This window comes from Streptomyces sp. B1I3, from assembly GCF_030816615.1.
In the GTDB taxonomy this organism is placed as follows: domain Bacteria; phylum Actinomycetota; class Actinomycetes; order Streptomycetales; family Streptomycetaceae; genus Streptomyces.
In genome coordinates this window covers 5,203,220-5,226,053 of record NZ_JAUSYD010000001.1, presented here as the reverse complement: position 1 = coordinate 5,226,053, position 22,834 = coordinate 5,203,220, and the positions used below count along the sequence as shown (strand labels likewise).

The 22,834-nt window shown below is 72.6% G+C and carries 18 protein-coding genes and 4 pseudogenes; 14 read left to right on the top strand and 8 right to left on the bottom strand.

The window, feature by feature from the left end:
• Window positions 1-61: 61 nt before the first annotated feature.
• Window positions 62-559: pseudogene (locus QFZ58_RS23895) on the top strand (FAD-dependent oxidoreductase); the annotation flags it as partial.
• An 83-nt stretch (window positions 560-642) separates the two neighbouring features.
• On the top strand, window positions 643-798 hold the full coding sequence (locus QFZ58_RS23890) for a hypothetical protein (protein WP_307126949.1): 156 nt from the start codon (window positions 643-645) through the stop codon (window positions 796-798).
• Between the two features lie 286 nt (window positions 799-1,084).
• Here QFZ58_RS23890 and QFZ58_RS23885 read toward each other — a convergent pair whose 3' ends face one another.
• The 3 genes from QFZ58_RS23885 to QFZ58_RS23875 form a co-directional block, all read right to left on the bottom strand.
• Window positions 1,085-2,767, bottom strand: coding sequence for a thiamine pyrophosphate-binding protein (locus tag QFZ58_RS23885; protein WP_307126948.1), 1,683 nt, complete (start codon window positions 2,765-2,767; stop codon window positions 1,085-1,087).
• Window positions 2,764-3,732 (bottom strand): agmatinase, encoded by a 969-nt coding sequence (gene speB, locus QFZ58_RS23880; RefSeq protein WP_307126947.1) that lies wholly within the window; start codon window positions 3,730-3,732, stop codon window positions 2,764-2,766. Before speB ends, QFZ58_RS23885 begins: the two co-directional genes overlap by 4 nt.
• A gap of 192 nt (window positions 3,733-3,924) precedes the next feature.
• Complete coding sequence (locus tag QFZ58_RS23875; RefSeq protein WP_307126946.1) at window positions 3,925-5,394, bottom strand: sodium:solute symporter; 1,470 nt, start codon at window positions 5,392-5,394, stop codon at window positions 3,925-3,927.
• 121 nt (window positions 5,395-5,515) lie between these two features.
• On the opposite strand from QFZ58_RS23875, the gene QFZ58_RS23870 reads away from it, so the two are divergent.
• Both QFZ58_RS23870 and QFZ58_RS23865 read left to right on the top strand, forming a co-directional pair.
• Window positions 5,516-7,018 carry a PucR family transcriptional regulator gene (locus QFZ58_RS23870; protein ID WP_307126945.1) on the top strand — a complete coding sequence of 501 codons (1,503 nt, stop codon included), beginning with the start codon at window positions 5,516-5,518 and terminating at the stop codon, window positions 7,016-7,018.
• 34 nt (window positions 7,019-7,052) lie between these two features.
• Window positions 7,053-7,184 (top strand): annotated as a pseudogene (locus QFZ58_RS23865) (Imm49 family immunity protein); the annotation flags it as partial.
• A 429-nt stretch (window positions 7,185-7,613) separates the two neighbouring features.
• On the opposite strand, the gene QFZ58_RS23860 reads toward QFZ58_RS23865, so the two are convergent.
• A complete protein-coding gene (locus QFZ58_RS23860; protein WP_373428579.1) occupies window positions 7,614-7,934 on the bottom strand; it encodes a DUF5713 family protein in 321 nt (106 codons plus the stop codon).
• Between the two features lie 243 nt (window positions 7,935-8,177).
• Between QFZ58_RS23860 and QFZ58_RS23855 the strand changes: the two genes are divergently transcribed.
• From QFZ58_RS23855 to QFZ58_RS23835, 5 genes are all read left to right on the top strand, one after another.
• On the top strand, window positions 8,178-8,570 hold the full coding sequence (locus tag QFZ58_RS23855; RefSeq protein WP_307126943.1) for a peptidase inhibitor family I36 protein: 393 nt from the start codon (window positions 8,178-8,180) through the stop codon (window positions 8,568-8,570).
• 276 nt (window positions 8,571-8,846) lie between these two features.
• Complete coding sequence (locus QFZ58_RS23850) at window positions 8,847-10,004, top strand: acyl-CoA dehydrogenase family protein (protein ID WP_307126942.1); 1,158 nt, start codon at window positions 8,847-8,849, stop codon at window positions 10,002-10,004.
• A gap of 18 nt (window positions 10,005-10,022) precedes the next feature.
• Window positions 10,023-10,898 carry an acyl-CoA thioesterase II gene (locus QFZ58_RS23845; RefSeq protein WP_307126941.1) on the top strand — a complete coding sequence of 292 codons (876 nt, stop codon included), beginning with the start codon at window positions 10,023-10,025 and terminating at the stop codon, window positions 10,896-10,898.
• A 29-nt stretch (window positions 10,899-10,927) separates the two neighbouring features.
• Complete coding sequence (locus QFZ58_RS23840; protein ID WP_307126940.1) at window positions 10,928-11,899, top strand: cation diffusion facilitator family transporter; 972 nt, start codon at window positions 10,928-10,930, stop codon at window positions 11,897-11,899.
• A 129-nt stretch (window positions 11,900-12,028) separates the two neighbouring features.
• Window positions 12,029-13,267, top strand: coding sequence for a cytochrome P450 (locus QFZ58_RS23835; protein WP_307126939.1), 1,239 nt, complete (start codon window positions 12,029-12,031; stop codon window positions 13,265-13,267).
• A gap of 62 nt (window positions 13,268-13,329) precedes the next feature.
• Here QFZ58_RS23835 and QFZ58_RS23830 read toward each other — a convergent pair whose 3' ends face one another.
• Window positions 13,330-14,520, bottom strand: coding sequence for an epoxide hydrolase family protein (locus QFZ58_RS23830; RefSeq protein WP_307126938.1), 1,191 nt, complete (start codon window positions 14,518-14,520; stop codon window positions 13,330-13,332).
• A gap of 63 nt (window positions 14,521-14,583) precedes the next feature.
• Between QFZ58_RS23830 and QFZ58_RS23825 the strand changes: the two are divergent.
• Window positions 14,584-15,552 (top strand): annotated as a pseudogene (locus QFZ58_RS23825) (helix-turn-helix transcriptional regulator); the annotation flags it as partial.
• Here the strand turns inward: QFZ58_RS23825 and QFZ58_RS23820 are convergent.
• Both QFZ58_RS23820 and QFZ58_RS23815 read right to left on the bottom strand, forming a co-directional pair.
• A pseudogene (locus tag QFZ58_RS23820) lies at window positions 15,522-16,320 on the bottom strand (phosphatase). The pseudogenes QFZ58_RS23825 and QFZ58_RS23820 overlap by 31 nt on opposite strands.
• 79 nt (window positions 16,321-16,399) lie before the next feature.
• Window positions 16,400-16,792, bottom strand: a complete 393-nt coding sequence (locus QFZ58_RS23815; RefSeq protein ID WP_307126937.1) for an HGxxPAAW family protein — start codon at window positions 16,790-16,792, stop codon at window positions 16,400-16,402.
• Window positions 16,793-16,886: 94 nt separating this feature from the next.
• Here QFZ58_RS23815 and QFZ58_RS23810 point away from each other — a divergent pair, with 94 nt between their 5' ends.
• Complete coding sequence (locus QFZ58_RS23810) at window positions 16,887-17,384, top strand: MarR family transcriptional regulator (protein WP_307126936.1); 498 nt, start codon at window positions 16,887-16,889, stop codon at window positions 17,382-17,384.
• 54 nt (window positions 17,385-17,438) lie between these two features.
• On the opposite strand, the gene QFZ58_RS23805 is transcribed toward QFZ58_RS23810, so the two are convergent.
• Window positions 17,439-18,077: a TetR/AcrR family transcriptional regulator gene (locus QFZ58_RS23805; RefSeq protein ID WP_307126935.1), complete on the bottom strand. Its 639-nt coding sequence runs from the start codon at window positions 18,075-18,077 to the stop codon at window positions 17,439-17,441.
• 130 nt (window positions 18,078-18,207) lie between these two features.
• Between QFZ58_RS23805 and QFZ58_RS23800 the strand changes: the two genes are divergently transcribed.
• The 3 genes from QFZ58_RS23800 to QFZ58_RS23790 are packed head-to-tail and all read left to right on the top strand — an operon-like array spanning window position 18,208 to window position 22,830.
• Window positions 18,208-19,824 (top strand): carboxyl transferase domain-containing protein, encoded by a 1,617-nt coding sequence (locus QFZ58_RS23800; RefSeq protein WP_307126934.1) that lies wholly within the window; start codon window positions 18,208-18,210, stop codon window positions 19,822-19,824.
• Window positions 19,825-19,837: 13 nt separating this feature from the next.
• Window positions 19,838-21,886, top strand: coding sequence for a biotin carboxylase N-terminal domain-containing protein (locus tag QFZ58_RS23795; RefSeq protein ID WP_307126933.1), 2,049 nt, complete (start codon window positions 19,838-19,840; stop codon window positions 21,884-21,886).
• Window positions 21,883-22,830: a hydroxymethylglutaryl-CoA lyase gene (locus tag QFZ58_RS23790; RefSeq protein ID WP_307126932.1), complete on the top strand. Its 948-nt coding sequence runs from the start codon at window positions 21,883-21,885 to the stop codon at window positions 22,828-22,830. The genes QFZ58_RS23795 and QFZ58_RS23790 overlap by 4 nt, the downstream gene beginning before the upstream one ends.
• The last annotated feature ends 4 nt before the right edge of the window (window positions 22,831-22,834 follow it).

Here is a 22,834-nt window from a genome sequence, read left to right as displayed (position 1 = left end):
GCCGCCGGTCCGATCGAGTGATCGAGGCCGAAGGGGCGGGCGTGCGGCAGGAGTGGGCACCGGAGGAGCCGGCGTGGCCGAGTACGCCCACGACGTCGCCGCCCGGCCCTCGGCGCTGCGCCTGCGCGAGCGTCTGGACGGCCTGGGCAGGCGGGGCGAAGGCGGGAGTGTACTGGTCGTCGGCGACGGGCTGACCGGCATCGAGACCGCCACCGAGATCGCCGAATCCCGGCCCGGCCTGTCGGTGACGCTCATCGCCCGCGGCGAGCTGGCCGTCCGGCTCTCCGCCGGAGCCCGCGACCACCTGCGCCAGGCCTGCGACCGGCTGGGCATCACGGTCCTGGAGCACACCGTCGTCAAGGCCGTCGAAGCGGCACGGGTGCTCCGCGCCGACGGCACCGCCGTGGCATCCGACGCGACCGTGTGGACGGCCGGGTTCGCGGTCAGCCCCGTCGCCGCCGCCGGCGGGCTGGAGGTCACCGAGAACGGCCGGATCGTCGTCGATCGCACCATGCGGTCGGTCTCGCACCCGAACGTCTACGCCGCCGGCGACAGCGCCTCAGGGTGGCCCGCGTGGAGAGCACCGCCACCACGCCCGGCGTCCACCACGCGCTCGCCAACGGCGCCCCCGCCATCCTCTTCGTGCTCGGCGACCAGGTCGTCGGCTCCGTGACGTTCGACATCACCCACGGCAGGATCGCGACCGTGCGCGGCATCGCCGCCCCCACCCGCCTCGCCCGCCTCACCGAGGCCTGGCGGCGGCACGGACCGGACACGCCGCGCTCGTCGAGGAGCTGAAGACCAGCGACGGCGAGCACGTGATCATCCCGCTACCTCGCGGCTGACGTCCGAGCCAGGACACTGGGGCGAAGGGGGCCGGCCCGGGGTGCGTGCCCTGTTCCCACGGGGCGGCGGAGCACCGAGCGGCGCCGGGTCACCGTGCCGGGCGTCCGCCCAGGTCACCGTGCCGGGCGTCCGCCCAGGTCACCGTGCCGGGCGTCCGCCCAGGTCACCGTGCCGGGCGTCCGCCCAGGTCACCGTCCCGGGTGTCCGCCCAGGTCACCGTCCCGGGTGTCCGCCCGGGTCACAGATGCGTCGGTTCGAACATCCTCAGCAGGGCCGGCAGGACGACGACCGCGGGGCCGGGGGCCGCCAGCGCCTTCGCCAGGTCGGCGGCCAGGGACTCGGGGGCCGTACGGACCGCGGGAACTCCGAAGGACTCCGCGAGGGCGACGAAGTCCGGGCGGGACAGCTCCGTCGCCGTGGCCTCGCCGAAGGCGCCCGTCATGTACTCGCGCAGGATGCCGTAGCCGCCGTCGTCCACGATCAGCCAGGTGACGGGCAGGTCGTACTGACGCGCGGTGGCGAGCTCGGCGATCGAGTACATCGCCCCGCCATCGCCCGAGACGGCCAGCACGGGCTTGGTCGGATCCGCCGCCGCGGCGCCGATCGCGGCCGGGAAGGCGTAGCCGAGACCGCCCGCGCCCTGGGCCGAGTGCATGGTGTTGGGGTGCCGGGCGTCGAAGGCGGACCAGGCCCAGTAGGCGAGGATCGTCATGTCCCAGAAGCTGGGCGCGGTGTCGGGCAGTGCCTCGCGGACCGAGGCGAGCACCTGCTGCTCCAGGGTGAGGTCCTGGGCGGCGATCCGTGCCCGGACCTGGTCCAGGACCGTACGGACGCGGGTGGCGGCGGTGGCGTCCTCGCGGCGCTCCACGGCCTCCAGCAGGCCGGCGAGGGCCTCGCGGGCGTCGGAGTGGATACCGAGCGCGGGGTGGTTGGACTCCAGCTTCCCGGCGTCGGCCTCGATCTGGATGATCCGGCCGCGCGGGCTGAACGTGTGGTAGTTCGAGGAGAGCTCACCGAGTCCCGAGCCCACGACCAGGAGCACGTCCGCGGATTCCAGGAAGTCCGTGGTGTACCGGTCCTCCAGCCAGGACTGGAGGGAGAGCGGGTGTTCCCAGGGGAAGGCGCCCTTGCCACCGAAGGTGGTGACGACCGGGGCGTCGATCTTCTCCGCGAGCGCCAGCAGCTTGCCGCTCGCGTCGGACCGTACGACTCCGCCGCCCGCGATGATCGCCGGCCGTTCGGCGTTCGACAGCAGGTGCGCCGCCGCGAGGGTGAGTTCCGGACGCGGGTACACCTCGCGCGGGGTGGCGTCGAGCGCGCTGACCACGGGCAGGAGCGTCTCGGCGAGGAGCACGTCCTGCGGGATCTCCACCCACACGGGCCCGTGCGGGGCGGTGAGCGCGGACTCCCAGGCGGCGGCGATCGCGGACGGGATCTGCGACGCCGTGCGCACGGTGTGGACGGACTTGACGACGCCACGGAACGACGCCTGCTGGTCGCGGAGCTCGTGCAGGTAGCCGTGGCGCCCGCCGCCGAGCCCGGCGCTCGGGATCTGGCTGGAGACCGCCAGCACGGGCGCCGATGCCGCCGCCGCCTCCTGGAGCGCGGCCAGGGAGGTCAGCGCTCCCGGGCCGGTGGAGAGCAGCAGCGGGGCCACCTCCCCCGTGATCCGGCCGTAGGCGTCGGCGGCGAAGCCCGCGTTGTTCTCGACGCGCAGCCCGACGTACGAGAGGGAGGAGCGGCGCAGCGCGTCGAACATGCCGAGCGCGTGCTGGCCCGGCAGCCCGAAGACGGTGGTGGCGCCCAGGCCCTGGAGGGTCTCGACCACGAGGTCACCGCCGTTGCGTCCGGGCGGAGGGTTCAGGGCGGCCTCGGCCTGGGCGGGGGTGAGCTGCGGCCGGTCGTCGTGGTCGTGGCTCACCGGTTCCGGCCCTCCGCGATCTGGCGGGACATGATCGTCGTCAGCTCGTACGCCGTGTGGGACGCGGCGACGGAGGTGATCTCCGCGTGGTCGTACGCCGGGGCGACCTCGACCAGGTCGGCGGAGACCAGGTGGCAGGAGGAGAGCCCGCGCAGGATCTCCAGGAGCTCGCGCGAGGTGAGGCCGCCGGCCTCCGGGGTGCCGGTGCCGGGGGCGTGCGCCGGGTCCAGGACGTCGATGTCGATCGAGATGTAGAGCGGCCGGTCGCCGATGCGCTGCCGGAGCTGGTCGGCGATCTCGTCGACGCCGCGCCGCATGACGTCGGCGGAGGTGACGATGCCGAAGCCCATCTTGGCGTCGTCGGTGAGGTCCTGCTTGCCGTACAGCGGGCCGCGGGTGCCGACGTGGGACAGCGCCTCCGTGTCGAGGATGCCCTCCTCGACGGCGCGGCGGAACGGGGTGCCGTGGGTGTACTCGGCGCCGAAGTACGTGTCCCAGGTGTCCAGGTGGGCGTCGAAGTGGAGCAGGGCGACGGGGCCGTGCTTCTTGGCGACGGAACGCAGCAGGGGCAGCGCGATGGTGTGGTCGCCGCCGAGCGTCATCAGCCGGGCGCCGGTGGAGAGCAGGTCGTCGGCGGCGGCCTCGACGGTCTCGACGGCCTCGTTGATGTTGAACGGGTTGGCCGCGATGTCACCCGCGTCGGCGACCTGGGCGAGGGCGAAGGGGGAGGCGTCCTGCGCGGGGTTGTAGGGGCGCAGGAGGCGGGACGCCTCGCGGATCGCGTTGCCGCCGAAGCGGGCGCCGGGGCGGTAGGAGACCCCGCTGTCGAAGGGCACGCCGACGACGGCGACGTCGGCGGTCCCCACCTCGTCGAGCCGGGGCAGCCGGGCGAACGTGGCGGGTCCGGCGTACCGCGGGACGCGGGAGGAGTCGACGGGACCGCGCGGCGATTCGGTGCTGCTCATGAGGACGGGTGCCTTTCGTTCGGGCTCTGCGAGGGTGCTGCACGCTTTGTGGGCGTTCGTACGGTAATCAAGTGTGCGGGGTCCGGGACGGCCGGGGTGACCGGGCCGGTGGTTCCGGTGCGGCCGGGGCAGGGTGCGACCGTCCGGAAGCCGGGCGTGGTTCGGCGACCCCCGCCCGGCTTCCGGCAGCGCTCACACGGCGACCGGGTCCGCGTCCGGGGCCGTCTCGGCGTGCGCGCCCCGGCCTGCCAGCCGCTCGCGCCAGGCGGCCAGTACGTCGGCGTCCGTCGGCCTGGTGGCCAGCGAGACGGCCACGTACACCGCGAGCGAGGCCAGCAGCCCGTAGTAGACGGGCTCGTTGGCGAGGATGCCGTACCCGGCCATGAGGCCGACGACCGCGACGCCACCGACGGCGACCGCGGCCAGCGCACCGGCCGCGGTTCCCCGACGCCACAGCAGACCGCCCAGAATGGGCACGAGCAGCCCGGCGACGAGCAGGTTGTAGGCGACGGTGAGCGCCTCGACGACGTTGTTCAGCGCGATGGCGATCGCGATGACGGCGACACCCATGACGAGGATGAAGACCCGGTTGCCCTTCACCTCGTCACGCTCCGCACCGTCGCCCCCGGTGACCGCGCCCCGCAGGCGCGACCAGATGTCGTTGTTGGCCACGGTCGCGCAGGCGATCAGCGCGCCGGAGGAGGTGGACATCACGGCGGCGAGCGCGGCGGCCAGGACCAGGCCCCGGACGCCGACCGGCAGTTCGTCCTTGACGATCGTCGCGAAGGCCGCGTCCGCGCTGGGCAGCTTCGGGTACATGACCTTGGCCGCCGTACCGATGACGGCTCCGGCGATCGCGTACACGAGGCAGTACGTGCCGGCGACGGTGCCGCCCCAGCGCGCCGTGCGGTCGTTGCGGGCGGTGAACACCCGCTGCCAGATGTCCTGGCCGATCAGCATGCCGAAGGTGTAGATCAGGACGTACGTGAAGATCGTCTCGCCGCCTATGCCCAGCGGGTCGAAGTACTCCGTCGGCAGCTTCGCCCTCATCTCGGCGAAGCCGCCGGCCTTGACGACGGCGATCGGCAGGAGCAGCAGCAGGACACCGATCGTCTTCACGACGAACTGGACCATGTCCGTCAGCGTGATCGACCACATGCCGCCGAGCGTCGAGTACGCCACGACGATGGTGCCGCCCAGGATGATCGCGACGGTCCGGTCCATGTCGAACAGGACGTCGAAGATGGTGGCGTACGCGATGGTCGACGTGACGGCCAGCATGAGCGTGTACGCCCACATGACGACGCCCGAGATGATTCCGGCCCGGCCGCCGTAGCGCAGGTCGAGCATCTCGGAGACGGTGTAGACCTTCAGCCGCGCGATGCGGGCCGAGAAGAACACGGACAGCGCCAGCAGTCCCAGGCCGATCGTGAAGACCATCCAGGCGCCGGACAGGCCGTACTGGTAGCCGAGGCCGACGCCGCCGATCGTGGAGGCGCCGCCGAGGACGATCGCGGCCATGGTGCCGGAGTACATCCAGGGACCGAGCCGCCGGCCTGCGACCAGGAACTCGCTCTTGGACTTGGCGCGGCGCATGCCCCACCAGCCCATGGCGAGCATGCCGGCCAGATAGACGACGATCACCGCGTAGTCGACAGCCATGGGCTTCCTCCGTCTCGTCCCGGCGCACGAGTCGTGCGTGAAGAAGACGGTAGGTGGCCGGAAGCCGACGCTGAAGTGTACGTTTCATCCATTCTCGACCGCACCGATGGACGGACCATCCATGACGGACCTCCCCGCCGGACCCCCGGCCCCGCCCGTCGCCCTGGCCGAACTGCTGGCGCGGGAAGAACTGGGGCTGCGCCGGATCGCCGGCCCGGACCACGCCGATCTGCTGTGGGTGCACACCTCGGAGATGGCCGACCCGTATCCGTATCTGCTCGGTGGTGAACTGCTGCTCAGCGCCGGGGTGCTGCTCGCGGACGCGGACACCTATGTGACCCGGCTGGTGGAGGCGGGGGCGGCGGCGCTCGGGTTCGGGGTGGCGCCGGTGCACGACACGGTGCCGGGCGCGCTGGTGGAGGCGTGCGACCGGCACGGCCTGCCCTTGCTGGAGGTGCCGCCCACGACCCCCTTCACGGCGATCGCGCGGGCGGTGTGGCGGCTCATGGCGGAGGCCCGCCACCGTGAGCTGCGCCGGGCGGCCCGGGCGCAGCAGGCCCTGGCGACCGCCGCGGCCCGTCCTGGTCCGGTGCCGGCGGTGCTGCACCAGCTGGCCGTGCACCTGGAGGGCAGGGTGGCTCTGCTGACGGCCGAGGGCGAGGAGGTCCACGCGGCGGGCGGGGCCCTGACGCCGGAGGTACGGGCGGCACTGGCCCGGCTGGCCCGCGTGGTGGCCCCCGCCCCCGCACCCTCCCCCGCCGTCGCCGGCACCTCGGCGGCCGCCCGGAAGCAGAGCCCCGCATCGGCGACGGACACCCTGGGCGGCACCCACCTGTCGGCGTACCCGCTCGGCGGCGCGCAGGGCCTGGTCCTCGTGCTGGCCACTGCCGGGCGCGAGGCGGGGGACCACACCGTCGCCGGGATCGCCGTCGTCCTGCTCTCCCTCCTGACGGCCCCGCACCAGGGCGCCGGCGCGGCAGGCCGCTCGGCGGCGCTCGTACGGCTGCTGCTGGGCGCGCCCCCGCAGGAGGTGGCCCCTCTCCTGGGGGACGAGGAGGCCCTCTGGACCGTGGTCCACGCCCGCCGCGCCGACGGCGCGGCCGCCGACCCGCTCGCCGCCGGCACCCTCGGGGCGGCGATGGGCTCCGCGCTGACCGACGCGGACCGCGGGACGGTGCGGGTCCTCCTCGCCGGCTCCCACGAGGTGACCCCGCAGCCCGGCTGGACCCTCGGCGCCTCGGAGCCGGTGCGGCTCGCGGACCTGCCCGCCGCCGGCACCCGGGCGGCCCGCGCCCTGGGCCGTGCGGAGGCCACCCGCGCACCGCTGGCCACGGACCGCCGGGCCACCGGAGGTCTCGCCGCCCTCGTGCCCCGGGACGAGGCCGAGGCCCACGCCCGCGCCCTCCTGGCCCCGCTCACCCCGCCCCTGGCCGAGACACTGCGCTGCTGGCTGGGCCTGCACGGCAGCTGGGACCGCACGGCTGTGGCCCTGCGGGTCCACCGCAACACGGTCCGCCAGCGCATCGCCCGGTGCGCGGCGCTGCTGGACGTGGACCTGGACGACATGGACGTACGGACGGAGCTGTGGTTCGCGCTGCGCGAGGGCGGGCCTACCCACGCGTGACCCACGGGAGGCACTCGGTCACCCGTGCCCCTCCGGCTTCATCGCGCTCGCTCCCCTCGCCATGGCCTGCATCGCCCACGACGCCGGCATCCCCATCGAAGTCGAGTCCGAGTACCTGCCCGCCACCCTCCTCGGACGCAACTGGTGCGGCGAGTTCCCCACGTAAGCGATGGCCTCCAGCTGCCTGGCCTCCAGCGCCAGTTTGAGTGGCCACTCCAGCGTTTCACCGCTGAAGCCCGTGTGTGTGCAACGGCCTCCGCCTTCTCGCCCGCGGAGATCAGAAACGCCGTACAGATCTCCGCCGCCTCCCCCGCGTTCAGCTTCTTATCGGATTCCGGGGGGGGGTGGGCAGTTCGGCCAGGTGGCATCGCCCATGAGAACGAAAAGGCCCCTGGCACGGTCCCCTCGGTCCGTCCTGATCTTGTGGGTGAGCGTGGACCAGATGTACACGGGTCCTGGGGCCCGGCAGCTCGGCTGTGTCCAGGCCCGGAGTCGTCCACGTCGGCCGCCGTCCCCATCGCACCTTCGTGGGCGTGACCGTGTACTTGCCGCCGCCGGGCCGCCCCCTCCGCCGCTCCGTGGGTCATGCCGTCGGTCACCATTCCCGGGGTGCGATCAGCTCCTCCACGTCCGCCTCCGCGAAGCCGTACGCGGTGGCGATGTACCAGAAGTTCTCGCCTATCTCCTCGCGCGCGACGGTCTCGATCTCGCTGCCGGCCGCCTCGAACTCGGCTTCCAGGCCGTTGAACTCCTCCGTCGCCGCATGGGTGAGCGCGTACAGGGCAGTCAGGTCCGCCGGCCGCTGCGCCTCGATGCGTTCGCAGAGCCGGATCAGGACGGCCCTGCCCTTGTCCACCACCTGGTCGGGGAAGTAGCCGTCCTCGTACAGCCCGCGCAGGAACGCGTACTCGGTCATGCGCCCGTTCGTGATCGCCACAGCGATCCCTCTGTCCGCTCGGTGATCCGTCGAACCGATCCTGCACGACGCCACCGACATCGACCGGGCCGCTCGTCAGCGCCGGGGTGCGAAGGCGTGCGCCCGGTCGTCCCGCGAGCCTCGGACGCCCCCCATTCGGCCCCTGACGGTGCAGGTCACAGCCATGCCACGCTGCTGTCGATCACCGGAAACGGGTCACCGGACAGAGGAAGGTTCTCCGCCTTGCACCGCATCACCGCACTCGCCGCCGCCACGATCACCCTGGCCTTCGGGCTCGGCACAGGGGCCGCCACCGCCACCGCCACCGCCACCGACGACGCAGCCCGGGTCGCCCCTGCGGCGTTCAGCTGCAGCCCCGGCAACTTCTGCATGTACAGCGACTGGAACGGCGGCGGGACCCGTTGCCAGTGGCCGGACGAGCGGAAGGCGAACACCGCGGACAACTGCTCGTTCATCCAGCGGGGCGAGAACGTCCGCTCCGTGTGGAACGCGACCGGCCACCGCGTGCAGTACTACACCGGGACGAACTACAACTCCCGTGTCGGTTCGACCCCTTCGGGCCAGGGCGGCAACCTCCAGGGGAGCTACCAGATCCGCTCCTTCAAGCCCCAGTAGGCCCCGCACCGCCCTCGCACGGCCCCCGCACCGCCCGCGCGCGGCCCTCACGCGCCCCTCCCGCAGCAGGACGAGCACCGCACACCCCGGTCAGGCATCCCGGGGCGTGCGGTGTTCGTCGCGTCTCCCGCCCGCAGAAGGCCCCTTCGGGAGCCGGCGTGCTCAGCATCACCCTGGACAGCCACCGTGACTGCCGGGTAACTTCTGACCAGGACTGAGCAAGCGCTTAGCCATCCTGCCCGAAGCTGAAGCTGAAGCCGACTGAGGAGGCACCCCGTGCGCCGTACGGTTTACAACGAGGACCACGAGGCGTTCCGGGAGACCATCCGCGCCTTCATCGAGGCCGAGGTCGTCCCCGTCTACGACGAGTGGTTCGCGGCGGGCCAGGCGCCTCGCGACTTCTACTACAAGCTCGCCGAGCTGGGCATCTTCGGCATCGAGGTGCCCGAGGAGTACGGCGGCGCGGGCGAGGAGTCCTTCAAGTTCGAGGCGATCCTGTACGAGGAGACCGCGCGCGCGGGCGTCTCCTTCGGCGGCTCCGGGGTGCACGTCCTGCTCTGCCTGCCGTACATCAAGGCGTACGCCACCGAGGAGCAGAAGAAGCGCTGGCTTCCGGACTTCGTCAGCGGCAAGTCGATGTACGCGATAGCCATGACCGAGCCGGGCACCGGTTCGGACCTGGCCGGCATGAAGACGACCGCCAAGCTGTCCGAGGACGGCACGCACTACGTCCTCAACGGCGCCAAGACCTTCATCACCGGTGGTGTGCACGCCGACAAGGTCATCGTCTGCGCCCGCACCGACGCCCCCAAGGCGGACGACCGCAGGCACGGCATCTCGCTCCTCGTCGTGGACACCAAGTCCGAGGGCTACTCGGTCGGCCGCAAGCTCGACAAGCTGGGCCTGAAGGTCTCCGACACCGCCGAGCTGGCCTTCGTGGACGTGAAGGTGCCCGTCGAGGACCTGCTGGGCGAGGAGAACAAGGGCTTCTCCTACCTCGGCCAGAACCTTCCGCAGGAACGCCTCGGCATCGCCGTCGGCGCGTACGCCCAGGCAGCCGCCGCCGTGCGGTTCGCCCAGCAGTACACGCAGGACCGCACCGTCTTCGGCAAGACCGTCGCGTCCTTCCAGAACACGAAGTTCGAACTGGCCGCCTGCAAGGCCGAGGTTGACGCGGCCGAGGCCGTGGTCGACCGGGCGATGGACGCGCACGACGCCGGTGAGCTCACCGCCGCCGAGGCCGCTTCGGCGAAGCTGTTCTGCACCGAGGTCGCGCACCGCGTGATCGACCGCTGCCTCCAGCTGCACGGTGGCTACGGCTTCATGAACGAGTACCCGATCGCACGCCTGTACACGGACAACCGTGTCAACCGCATCTACGGCGGCACCAGCGAGGTCATGAAGTCGATCATCGCCAAGTCCATGGGCCTGTAGAGCGGCTACCTTCTCTCCATGAGCTCAGCACTCGACTCCCTGCTCGATCTGCTCGACCTGGAGCAGATCGAGCAGGACATCTTCCGGGGCACGAGCCGTTCGGCGGTCGTGCCCCGGGTGTTCGGCGGCCAGGTGGCCGCCCAGGCCCTGGTCGCGGCGGGCCGTACGGTCGCGCCGGACCGGGGTACGCATTCCCTGCACGCGTACTTCCTGCGTGCCGGGGATCCCGGTGCGCCGATCGTCTACAACGTCGACCGGATCCGCGACGGGCGGTCCTTCACCACCCGCCGGGTCGTCGCCGTCCAGCACGGCAAGCCGATCTTCCACCTCTCGGCCTCCTTCCAGGTGCAGGAGGAGGGCATGGACCACCAGGCGGCCATGCCGTCCGCCCCGGACCCGGAGACGCTGCCCACCGCCGAGCAGATGCTCCCGCGGTACGCGGACCGCTTCAGCGACCCCACGGTCGTGGACCGGCTGATCGAGGCACGTGCGGCGGTCGACCTGCGCTACGTGGACGCCCCGCCCTTCGCCAGCGTCGGCGAACCGCGCGATCCACGGTCCCAGGTGTGGTTCCGCACGCGCGGCAAGCTGGCCGACGATCCGCTGCTGCACGTCTGCATGGCGACGTACGTCTCCGACATGACGCTGCTCGACTCGGTGCTCCTCGCCCACGGGCGCGGGGGCTGGGCCGTGGGCGACGTGGTGGGCGCGAGCCTCGACCACGCGATGTGGTTCCACCGGCCCTTCCGGGCGGACGAATGGCTGCTGTACGACCAGGAGTCGCCGTCGGCGTCCGGCGGGCGAGGTCTCGGCCAGGCCAGGATCTACACGGCGGACGGACAGCTCGCCATCACCGTGATCCAGGAAGGCGTGGTCCGCGTCCCGAGGGACTGAGCGCTCGATATGGGGACATACTCGCCACCATGAGTGACGAGAAGAGCCAGGGCCGGGGATCCGACGGCGAGTCGGTGTTCACCGTCGTCGTCGCGGCGGCCGCCAACCTCGGCATCGCCGTGGCCAAGGTGGTGGCGGGTCTGATCAGCGGCTCGAGTGCGATGCTCTCCGAGGCCGCGCACTCGGTCGCCGACACGGTCACCGAGGTCATGCTCCTCACCGCGCTCAAGCGCAGCGGGAAGCCCGCCGACGAGGACCACCCGCTGGGCTACGGCCCCGAGCGGTACATCTGGGCGATGCTCGCGGCCGTCGCCACGTTCGTCGGCGGAGCGGTCTTCTCCCTGTACGACGGCGTCCACACCCTGACGCGGGGGGAGGAGCTCGGCGATCCGCTCGTCTCCTACCTCGTGCTCGCGGTCGCCTTCCTGCTGGAGGGCTTCTCTCTGCGCACGGGGATCCGGCAGGTCAGGGGCGAGGCGGCCCGGCTCCGGATGCCCGCCCCGCGCTACCTGCGCCGGACCCCCGACACGGCCGTCAAGGCGGTGGTGATGGAGGACTCCGCGGCCCTGGCAGGCCTCCTGCTGGCCGCCGGTGGCCTGCTCGGAGGACAGCTCTCGGGATCCGGGGTCTGGGACGGCATCGCGTCGATCCTCATCGGCGTCCTGCTGGTCTACGTCGCCTGGGTGCTCTGCCGGTCCAACGCCCAGCTGCTCATCGGCCGGCCGCTCCCGGCGGAGATGCGGGCCGGGGTGCGCGAGGAGCTGCTGTCCGTGCCGCACATCGTCGAGGTGGTGGAGCTGACCACCCTGATCCAGGGGCCGGCCGAGTCGCTGGTCGCGGCGAAGGTCGACTTCCGGGACGCGTCGACCGCCGAGGAGATCGAGTGGGCCTGCGAGGAGGCGGCGCAGCAACTGCGGGAACGGTACCCGTCGATCCAGCGGGTGTATCTGGACCCGACCCCGGGGCGCGCACAGCGGTCGGCGGCACGCTCCGGCGGGTGACCGTACGCGGGCGGACGCCGAGCGAGCCGGTCGCACAACGGGACGGTGGGAGTGCGTCCGAGAGCGGGGGTCCGGGCCGTCGGCCGTGGGCAGGTCCCTGTCGGATCCCGCCGACCGAGGAGCCCCGCCGTGACCCAGCACGCAGCGCCCATCGTCCTCGACCCCGCGGCCCGCGACGCGGACGCCGAACACCGCCTGCTCCGTGCCCAGGGGCCTGCGGCGCGCATCGACATACTCGGGGTGAAGGCCTGGTCCGTGACCGATCCCGTGCTGCTCAAGGAGCTGCTGACCAGTCCGGACGTCTCCAAGGACGGGCGCCGGCACTGGCCCGGGTTCGACGAGGCCGTACAGACCTGGCCGCTCGCCCTGTGGGTCGCCGCCACCAACATGTTCACCGCCTACGGAGGCGACCACCGCCGGCTGCGCCGCATCGTCGCCCCGGCGCTCAGCGCCCGGCGCATGGCCGCGCTGAAACCGGTCGTCGAGGACATCGTGGACGGACTCCTCGACGTCTTGGAGGCGACGCCTCCGGGCGGGAGCGCGGAGCTGCGGGAGCGGCTCGCGTATCCGCTGCCCATCGCCGTCATCGGGCACCTCATGGGAGTGCCGGAGGACCGGGGCACCGACTTCCGCGCACTCGTCGACGGGGTGTTCGACACCATGCTCACCCCCGAGCAGGCCGCCGGCAACAACCAGCGGCTGTACGCGATGCTCGAAGACCTCATCGCCACCAAGCGGGCCGATCCGGGCGACGACCTGACCTCCGCGCTGATCGCCGTGCGCGCGGAGGAGGGCGGTGAGGGCGGGCCCGCGCTGAGCGAGGGTGAACTGCGCGACACCCTGCTCCTGATGATCAACGCCGGTTACGAGACGACGGTCAACCTGGTCGACCAGGCCGTCACCACCCTCCTCACCCACCCGGAACAGCTCGCCCATGTCCGCGAGGGCCGCGCCACCTGGGCGGACGTGGTGGAGGAGACCCTGCGTCACGAGCCGCCCGTCAAACACCTGCCCCTGCGGTTCGCCGTCACCGACATCCCGCTGCCCGACGGGCGGACCATCCTGAAGGGCGAGGCGATCCTCGCCTCCTACGCGGCGGCCAACCGCCACCCCGGCTGGCATCGGGATCCCGACGGCTTCGACGTCACGCGCCTCACCAAGGAACACCTGGCCTTCGGCCACGGCATCCACTTCTGCCTCGGGGCGGCACTGGCACGGCTGGAGGGCGAGACCGCGCTGCGCGCCTTCTTCGGAAGGTTCCCGGACGCCGAACTCGCCGTTCGGGCCGGGGAGCTGGAACCGATGGCCTCGCTGATCAGCAACGGCCACCGGTCCCTGCCCGTACGCCTGCGCCCCGCAGAGGCCTGAGGACGGGCCGGCCGCCCCCGGCAGCCGTCTCCGGCCGGCCCACTCCGCTCGGCCGTCCCCGGTCAGCCGAGGGCCGCGAGGTCCGCGAGGTCCGCGAAGAACTCCCGCACGTCCTCGACCAGCAGCTCCGGCTGTTCCAGGGAGAGGAAGTTGCCACCGCGGCCGAATTCGGTCCAGCGCACCACGTGGTGATCGCGCTCGGCGAACCGGCGGATCGCGACATCGGACGGCAGGGCGACAGCCACCGCCGTCGGGACGGTGCCCCGCTCCTTGGGCGCCCAGGCGGCCGGGTCGTGGGCCATCTCGTAGTACAGGTGGGCCGAGGACCCCGCCGTGCCGGTGAACCAGTACACGCTCACGTTGGTCAGCAGGGTGTCACGGTCCACCGCGTCCTCGGGCAGTTCCTTGGCGGGGTCCGTCCACTCCTTGAACTTCTCCATGATCCAGGCGAGTTGCCCGACGGGTGAGTCGTTCAGCCCGTAGGCCACCGTCTCCGGCCGGGTGGACTGGATGACGTTGAAGCCCATCTTGTCGTCGCGGAAGTCCTGCAGCCGCGCCAGCCGGGCCTGCTCGCCCTCGGTGAGGCCGGCGAAGTCCGCGGGGTCCTCCGAGGGGAAGGTGACCAGGCCGTTGACGTGGATGCCGGTGACGTGCCCGGGGGCGAGCCGGCCCATCTCGGCGGCGATCCACGCACCACCGCCGTTGCCCTGCACGCCGTAGCGGTCGTAGCCGAGGCGGGCCATCAGGGCGGTGAACGCCCCCGCGATGCGGCCGGTGTTCCAGCCGGTCGAGGAGAGGGGTCCGGAGAAGCCGACCCCGGGTGTGGAGGTGACGACGACGTGGAAGTCCCGGGACAGCGGCCCGATGACGTCGACGAACTGGACGAAGGACCCCGGCCAGTCATGGACGAGCAGCAGCGGCGTGGCGTCCGGCCGGTCGGAGCGGACGTGCGCGAAGTGGATGTCCTGGCCGTCGATCTCGGTGATGTACTGCGGGAACTCGTTCAGCCGCGCCTCGGCCCCGCGCCAGTCGAACTCCTCGGCCCAGTAGTCGGCGAGGCCCTTCAGGTAGTCGGCGGGCACGCCACGCGCCCAGCCGTCCAGGCCCGTCACCGCGGTGTTCCAGCGGGTGCGCTCCAGACGGTGCCGCAGGTCGTCGACATCGGCCTGCGGGATCTCCACCCGGAAGGGCCGGACCTGCGCGGTCCCGCTCGTGGTGGACGCGTCCGATGCGGTGTTGCCGCTGTTCTCCATGAGTGGAATCCTAGGATTCATATAGGCACGTTGCCTTCCTAATGAAGCGTCAGGATCCGGGCCATGCTGGAAACGTCCGCACGCCTGCTGCGACTGCTGTCCCTGCTCCAGTCCCCGCGCGAGTGGCCCGGGACCGAGCTCGCCGAACGGCTCGGGGTGAGCGGCCGGACCGTACGCAACGACATCGAACGGCTGCGTACCCTCGGCTACCCCGTGGACGCCACGCGCGGTTCCGCCGGCGGCTACCGCCTGGCGGCGGGCAGTGCGATGCCGCCGCTGCTGCTGGAGGACGACGAGGCGGTCGCGGTCACGGTCGCCGTGCGCAACGTGGCCCACAGCTCGATGGCCGGCATGGAGGAGACCTCACTACGGGCTCTGGCCAAGCTGGAGCAGGTGCTGCCCTCACGGCTGCGCCGGCGCGTGCAGGCGCTTCAGCGGTACGCCGTGCCGGTGCCCGCCGACCGGCCGGCTCCGGGCGTCGACACCGAAATCCTCATGACGCTGACGGCCGCCTGCCGGGACCGCGAACGGCTGCGTCTCGACTACCGCGACCACTCGGGAGCGTCCACGCGCCGCCTGGTCGAACCCCAGCGCGTCGTGAACTGGGGCCGCCGCTGGTACCTCGTGGCCTGGGACGTGGACCGGGAGGACTGGCGCACGTTCCGGGCGGACCGGCTCACGCCGCGGGTCCCGGCCGGCCCGCGCTTCGCGCCGCGCGAAGACCCGGAGGGCGGCGCGGCGGCGTACGTGGCGGGGAAGGTCTCGGCCGCGGCCTGGCGCCATCGCGCCCGGGTGGTGGTGCACGCCCCGGCGGCCGCGGTACTGGAGCGGATCAATCCCGCGGTCGGGGCGGTGGAGCCCCTGGACGCCGGCACCTGTGTCCTGGACACCGGCGCCGACTCCCTGGACGGCCTCGCCGTCCACCTCGGCATGCTCGGGTTCGACTTCACCGTGACGGAGCCGCCCGAGCTGGTCGCTCACCTGCGGGAGCTCTCCGCCCGTTACGCCAGGTCGACGGATCCGGGCAGCCCGGCGGCGTCCAGACAGGTAGTCGGTCATCGGGTCGTAGAAACGCGGGTCGGTGACGTGGTCGTCCAGTGGCACGGTGACCTGGAGGGTGCCCTCCGCCTCGCCGAGGAACAGCGCGGGGTCGTTGGAGTCGGCGTAGCCGATCGAGTCGAGCCCGCGCTGCCCGGCGCACCCGGCCCACCCGTGGTCGGCCACGACCAGGTCCGGCTGCGGCCGGCCCTCCCGCTCCAGACCGTCCAGGACGGCGGCCATCGGGGCCGGGGAGTGCGTGTGCCAGAGCGTCGCACCGCGCTCCAGGACGGCGACGTCCGCGAACTGGAAGACCATTCCCTCGTCCGCCATGAGGCCGCCGGGGATGCGTACGATCTCGCATCCGGCGGCCCGCAGCGCGGCCGCCGTCTGCCGGTGCACGTCCAGCAGCCCACCCGGGTGCCCGGTCGCGAACAGCACCCGCTCGCCGCCGTCCGCCGCCTTGCGCAGCCGGGCCGCCATCCGGTCCAGGGCTGCGATGGTCAGCTCCGGATCGATGGTGTCCTGCCCCTGCCGGTGCTCCGGGTCGTCGCTGACACCGCACCGTTCGGCCATCACGGCCAGGACGTCCTGCTCGTCCCGCCACCGGTCCCCGAGTTCCAGGCCCAGCCAGAAGTGGCGGTTGCCGTTGGCGAGCTGGCGGTAGTGGGAGAGGTTGTTGTCGCGGGGGGTGGCGACGTCGCCGGCGATGCGGGTGCGGACGAGGTGCTCGACGAGGGCGGCTCGGCTGGGTATCGGCATGCACCCATTGTGCGGTCGGCGGCGCGCTGTGTGCCCGGTGTCTCGCACGGCGGAACGCGTGCCGTCGTGGCGCCGCTCCCTAGACGGCCCCCGCACGCACCCCGCGCCCCGCGGGGACGTCGCCCTGCTGCGGGGCGGCGTACGGCGCGGGCGTCGCCACGACGGCCGCCCGGCCGCGGCCCGCCATCCGGCAGCCGAGGCAGCCGGGGTGGCCCCGCCGGGCGGCGGTGTCACGGGTCCGCCAGCCCTGGCCGGCCGGGGGGCGCGGGCCGGTCGGCTTCCCCCATCCCGCCAGGTGCAGCACCCAGGTGGTCAGGGCCGCCAGCACGACGACCGCCAGGCCCAGCCGGAGCACCGCGGCGGACGTCGTGATGACGGCCGCTCCCAGCACGGCGCTCCCCAGGACGCCGATGGCCGTACCGGCCCAGCCGGCCACGGTGTGGCCCAGGTCGTAGTCACCGTGTGCGCTCACGTCGGCTCCTCGGGTGTGATAGTTCAGCGACCGGGACCGCACCCGGAGCCAATAACTTACAAACTAAGCTACTTAGACACTAAGGGGTTTTCCCGTGGACGGCAAGAAGCGCCCGGAGGCGACGGCCGACCAGGCGCTGCAGGCGATGGACCGGATGATCGCGCTCGCGCAGTTCGGGCAGCACGACATCGCCGGACGGCTCGGCCTGAACACCACCGACCTGACCTGCCTCGGTTTCGTGATGGAGGCCGCCGCGGCAGGCGCGACGCTGACCGCCGGCGACCTGGCGGAGCGGGCGCGGCTGACCACCGGCGGGGTGACCGGCGTGCTCAACCGCCTGGAGAAGGCCGGGTACGCCCGGCGCCGGGCGGACCCGGCCGACCGGCGGCGCCTGCACGTGGTGATGGACGAGTCGGCGCAGGCGCGCATCCTCGCCGTGTACGGACCGTTCTACGCACGCCTGGGCGCCCTGTTCGCCGACTACGGGCCGGACGAGATCGCCGTGCTGACCGACTGGTTCGGCCGGGCGAAGGAGGCCATGCAGGATTCGCTCGACGAGGTCAGACGGGGAGCGGACGGGAACGGCGCCTGACCGGCCACTCCACCTGCCGCCCGCGCGAACCGGACCCCCGGTCACCTGGCACGGTCACGACGCGGCCGCGGCGAAAGCCCCGCGGGCCAGCCGGTGCAGCAGGGCGGCCGTCGCCGCACGGCCGGGGAGCGCCTCGGGGCGGGCCAGATGGGGGGTGGAGTTCAGCAGGCCGAACACCGCGTGGACGGTGACGCGGGCCTCGTTCTCCGCGAGGGCGGGGTACAGGGCGCGTACGACCTCGACCCAGACCTCCACGTACTGCCGCTGGAGCCGGCGCACCCGCTTGCGGTCGGTGTCGCGCAGCCGGTCCAGCTCCCGGTCGTGGAGGGTGATCAGGGGCCGGTCGTCCAGGGCGAAGTCGATATGACCCTCGATGAGGGCGTCCAGGAGCGCCTCAGGGGAGCTGCCCGGAGAGGCGGCGTCCTCGGTCACGCGCAGCCTGCCGCCCTCCAGCAGGCGCTCGCTGATCCCCACGAGGAGCTCGGCGAGCATCGCGTCCTTGCCGGGGAAGTGACGGTAGAGGCCGGGGCCGCTGATGCCGACCGCCGCCCCTATCTCGTCGACACCGACACCGTGGAAGCCGCGTTCGGCGAAAAGGCGCGCGGCCTCCCGGAGGATCTGCTCGCGGCGGGTGGGGGCCGCGACCCGGGAGACGGCACGGGCGGCGCTGCGGTCGGCGGCATGGGTGCTCATGGAGATTCATTCTAGACAGGCGCGTTAGCGCTCGTTAACCTGAGCGCGACGCGTTAACGCTCATTAACCTTCGCCGGCTCCCGCACTGCGGGCGGCCGACCACTGCGGTACGGGCAAGGGGGCTCGACAGATGCAGCAGGCACCGGTCCTGGCGAGCGCGGCCGATCCCGCCTCGGAGGCCTGGCAGGCCAACGAGGCGGCGCATCACGCGCTCGCCGAGGAGCTGCGCACGCGGCTCGCCACGGCACGGCTCGGCGGGGGTGAGAAGGCCCGCGCCCGGCATGTGGCGCGCGGCAAGCTGCTGCCCCGGGAGCGTGTGGACACCCTCCTCGATCCCGGCTCACCCTTCCTGGAGCTGGCACCGCTGGCGGCCGAGGGGCTGTACGGGGGCGCCGCGCCGGCGGCCGGGGTGATCGCCGGTATCGGGCGGGTCAGCGGCCGCGAGTGCGTGATCGTCGCCAACGACGCGACCGTCAAGGGCGGCACGTACTACCCGATGACGGTGAAGAAGCACCTGCGCGCCCAGGAGGTGGCCCTGGAGAACCGGCTGCCCTGCCTGTATCTGGTGGACTCGGGGGGCGCGTTCCTCCCCCTGCAGGACGAGGTGTTCCCCGACCGGGACCACTTCGGGCGGATCTTCTACAACCAGGCCCGGATGTCGGGCGCGGGCATTCCGCAGATCGCCGCGGTGCTCGGCTCCTGCACGGCCGGCGGGGCGTACGTCCCGGCCATGAGCGACGAGGCCGTCATCGTCCGGAACCAGGGGACGATCTTCCTGGGCGGTCCGCCGCTGGTGAAGGCGGCCACCGGCGAGGTCGTCACGGCGGAGGAGCTCGGCGGCGGCGAGGTGCACTCCCGCACGTCGGGGGTCACCGACCACCTCGCCGAGGACGACGCGCACGCGCTGCGGATCGTCCGGAACATCGTGGCGACGCTCCCGGAGCGCGGGGCGCTCCCCTGGTCGGTGGAGCCGGTCGAGGAGCCCGAGGTCGATCCCGCCGGGCTGTACGGCGCGGTGCCGGTCGACTCCCGCACCCCGTACGACGTGCGGGAGGTCATCGCCCGGGTCGTGGACGGCTCCCGGTTCGCCGAGTTCAAGGCGGAGTACGGCCAGACGCTGGTCACCGGCTTCGCCCGGATCCACGGCCACCCCGTCGGCATCGTCGCCAACAACGGCATCCTGTTCTCGGAGTCGGCCCAGAAGGGCGCCCACTTCATCGAGCTGTGCGACCAGCGCTCCGTCCCGCTGGTCTTCCTGCAGAACATCTCCGGCTTCATGGTCGGCCGGGACTACGAGGCGGGCGGCATCGCCAAGCACGGCGCCAAGATGGTGACGGCCGTGGCGTGCACGCGGGTGCCGAAGCTGACCGTGGTCGTCGGCGGTTCGTACGGGGCGGGCAACTACTCCATGTGCGGGCGGGCGTATTCGCCGCGCTTCCTGTGGATGTGGCCCAACGCGAAGATCTCCGTGATGGGCGGCGAGCAGGCCGCCTCCGTGCTGGCCACGGTCAAGAGGGACCAGATCGAGGGGCGCGGTGAGCAGTGGCCCGCCGAGGACGAGGAGGCGTTCAAGGACCCGGTCCGCGCGCAGTACGAGCAGCAGGGCAACGCCTACTACGCCACCGCCCGGCTGTGGGACGACGGTGTGATCGACCCGATGGAGACCCGGCAGGTGCTGGGGCTCGCCCTGACCGCGTGTGCCAACGCCCCGCTGGGTGACCCCCAGTTCGGCGTCTTCCGGATGTGATGTGAGGACTTCGATGTTCAGCACTGTTCTGGTCGCCAACCGCGGCGAGATCGCGGTCCGGGTCATCCGGACCCTGCGCGAGCTCGGCGTGCGGTCGGTCGCCGTCTTCAGCGACGCGGACGCGGACGCCCGGCATGTGCGGGAGGCCGATACGGCGGTACGCATCGGACCCGCGCCGGCCGCCGAGAGCTACCTCTCCGTGGAGCGGCTCCTGGACGCCGCGCGCCGTACGGGCGCGGAGGCCGTCCACCCCGGGTACGGCTTCCTCGCCGAGAACGCCGCCTTCGCCCGGGCGTGCGCGGAGGCGGGGCTCGTCTTCATCGGTCCTCCCGCCCCCGCGATCTCGCTGATGGGCGACAAGATCCGCGCGAAGGAGACGGTCGCCGCGGCCGGCGTCCCGGTGGTGCCCGGCTCCTCCGGGAGCGGGCTCACCGACGGCGAACTGGCCGGCGCGGCCCGCGAGATCGGTATGCCCGTCCTGCTGAAGCCCTCGGCCGGTGGTGGCGGCAAGGGCATGCGGCTGGTGCGCGAGGAGGCGCTGCTCGCGGACGAGATCGCGGCGGCGCGGCGCGAGGCGCGCGCCTCGTTCGGCGACGACACGCTGCTGGTCGAGCGGTGGATCGACCGGCCGCGCCACATCGAGATCCAGGTCCTGGCCGACCAGGACGGCGGTGTCGTGCACCTCGGCGAGCGCGAGTGCTCGCTGCAGCGCCGTCACCAGAAGATCATCGAGGAGGCCCCCTCGGTCCTGCTCGACGAGGAGACCCGGGCGGCGATGGGCGAGGCGGCCGTCCAGGCGGCGCGCTCCTGCGGCTACGTGGGCGCGGGCACGGTGGAGTTCATCGTCCCGGGCAACGACCCCGCCTCGTACTACTTCATGGAGATGAACACCCGGCTGCAGGTCGAGCACCCGGTCACCGAGCTGATCACCGGCCTCGACCTGGTCGAGTGGCAGCTGCGGGTGGCCGCCGGCGAGCGGCTCCCGTTCTCCCAGGCGGGCATCACGCTCACCGGGCACGCCGTCGAGGCCCGGGTCTGTGCGGAGGACCCGGCGCGCGGCTTCCTGCCGTCCGGCGGCACCGTGCTCGCGCTGCACGAGCCGCAGGGCGGCGGGGTCCGGACGGACTCGGGGCTCAGCGAGGGCGTGCCGGTCGGCAGCACGTACGACCCGATGCTGTCGAAGGTCATCGCGTACGGCCCCGACCGGGCGACGGCGCTGCGCCGGCTGCGGGCCGCGCTGGCGGACACCGTGGTGCTGGGCGTCCCGACGAACGCCGGGTTCCTGCGGCGGCTGCTGGCTCACCCGGCCGTCGTCGCGGGCGATCTCGACACCGGTCTGGTGGAGCGCGAGGTGGACTCGCTGGTGCCCGAGGGTGTGCCGGAGGAGGTCTACGCGGCGGCGGCACTGCTGCGGCAGCCGTCCTCGCCGCCCGCCCCGGGCTGGGTCGATCCGTTCTCCGTGCCCAGCGGCTGGCGGCTGGGCGGGACCCCGGCCGAGACCTTCCACCACTTCCGGGTCCCGGGCCACGACCCGGTGCGCGTGGGCGTGCGCACGGGGCGGGACGGCACGGCCCGGCTGACGTTCGGCCATGCCGGCGACCGGGAGGAGCCGGCCGACGCGTGCGGTCCGGTGCCCTCGCTGCCGGGAGCGGAGGGGTCGCGGTTGGTCGCGGCGGACCCGCTCCACGTCACCGTGGAACTCGACGGCCTCACCCGTACGTTCAGCCGGGCCTCCTCCCCGGAGGGCGTCTGGCTCGGCCGGGACGGGGACACCTGGCACGTCCAGGACCACGACCCGGTCCAGGCGTCGCTCGGCGGCGCCGGGCGCTCCGGCGCGGACACCCTCGCAGCGCCCATGCCCGGCACGGTCACGGTGGTGAAGGTGGCCGTCGGGGACGAGGTGGCGGCCGGGCAGAGCCTGCTGGTCGTCGAGGCGATGAAGATGGAGCACGTCATCTCCGCCCCGCACGCCGGCACGGTGAGCGAACTGGACGTCACGGCCGGTACCGCGGTCGCCATGGACCAGATCCTGGCCGTGGTGACTCCGAGGGAGGAATCATGACCAGCGCTCTGCCGATGCGCCTGCCGGCCGAGGGCCTGCCCGCCCGCATCCGTATCCATGAGGTGGGGGCCCGTGACGGCCTGCAGAACGAGAAGGCCGTCGTCCCGACGCAGGTGAAGGCGGAGTTCGTCCGCCGGCTCGCCGTGGCCGGGCTCTCGACGATCGAGGCGACCAGCTTCGTGCATCCGAAGTGGGTGCCCCAGCTCGCCGATGCGGAGCAGCTGTTCCCGCTGCTCGGGGACGTCGCGGACGTCGGGGACGTGGCTCTGCCCGTCCTCGTGCCGAACGAGCGCGGGCTGGACCGGGCGCTCGCACTCGGTGCCCGGCGGATCGCGGTGTTCGGTTCGGCGACCGAGACGTTCGCCGCCCGCAACCTCAACCGCACGGTGGACGGGTCGCTCGCCATGTTCGAGCCGGTCGTCGCCCGTGCCAGGGCGGAAGCGGTGCATGTGCGCGGCTACCTGTCCATGTGCTTCGGTGATCCGTGGGAGGGCGCGGTGCCGGTCGGACAGGTCGTCCGCGTCGCGAGGGCCCTGATGGACCTCGGCTGCGACGAGCTCTCCCTCGGCGACACGATCGGTGTCGCCACCCCGGGCCACGTGGTGGCCCTGCTGACCGCCCTGAACGAGTCGGGAGTGCCCACCGACGCGATCGGCGTGCACTTCCACGACACCTACGGCCAGGCGCTCTCCAACACCCTGGCCGCGCTCCAGCAGGGGGTGACGACGGTGGACGCCTCGGCGGGTGGTCTCGGCGGCTGTCCGTACGCCAAGAGCGCCACCGGCAATCTCGCCACCGAGGACCTCGTGTGGATGCTCGACGGCCTCGGTGTCGAAACGGGTGTCGATCTCGGCGCACTCACCGCCACGAGCGTGTGGATGGCCGAACAACTGGGCCGGCCCAGCCCGTCCCGCACTGTCCGTGCCCTCTCTCACAAGGAGTGACCAC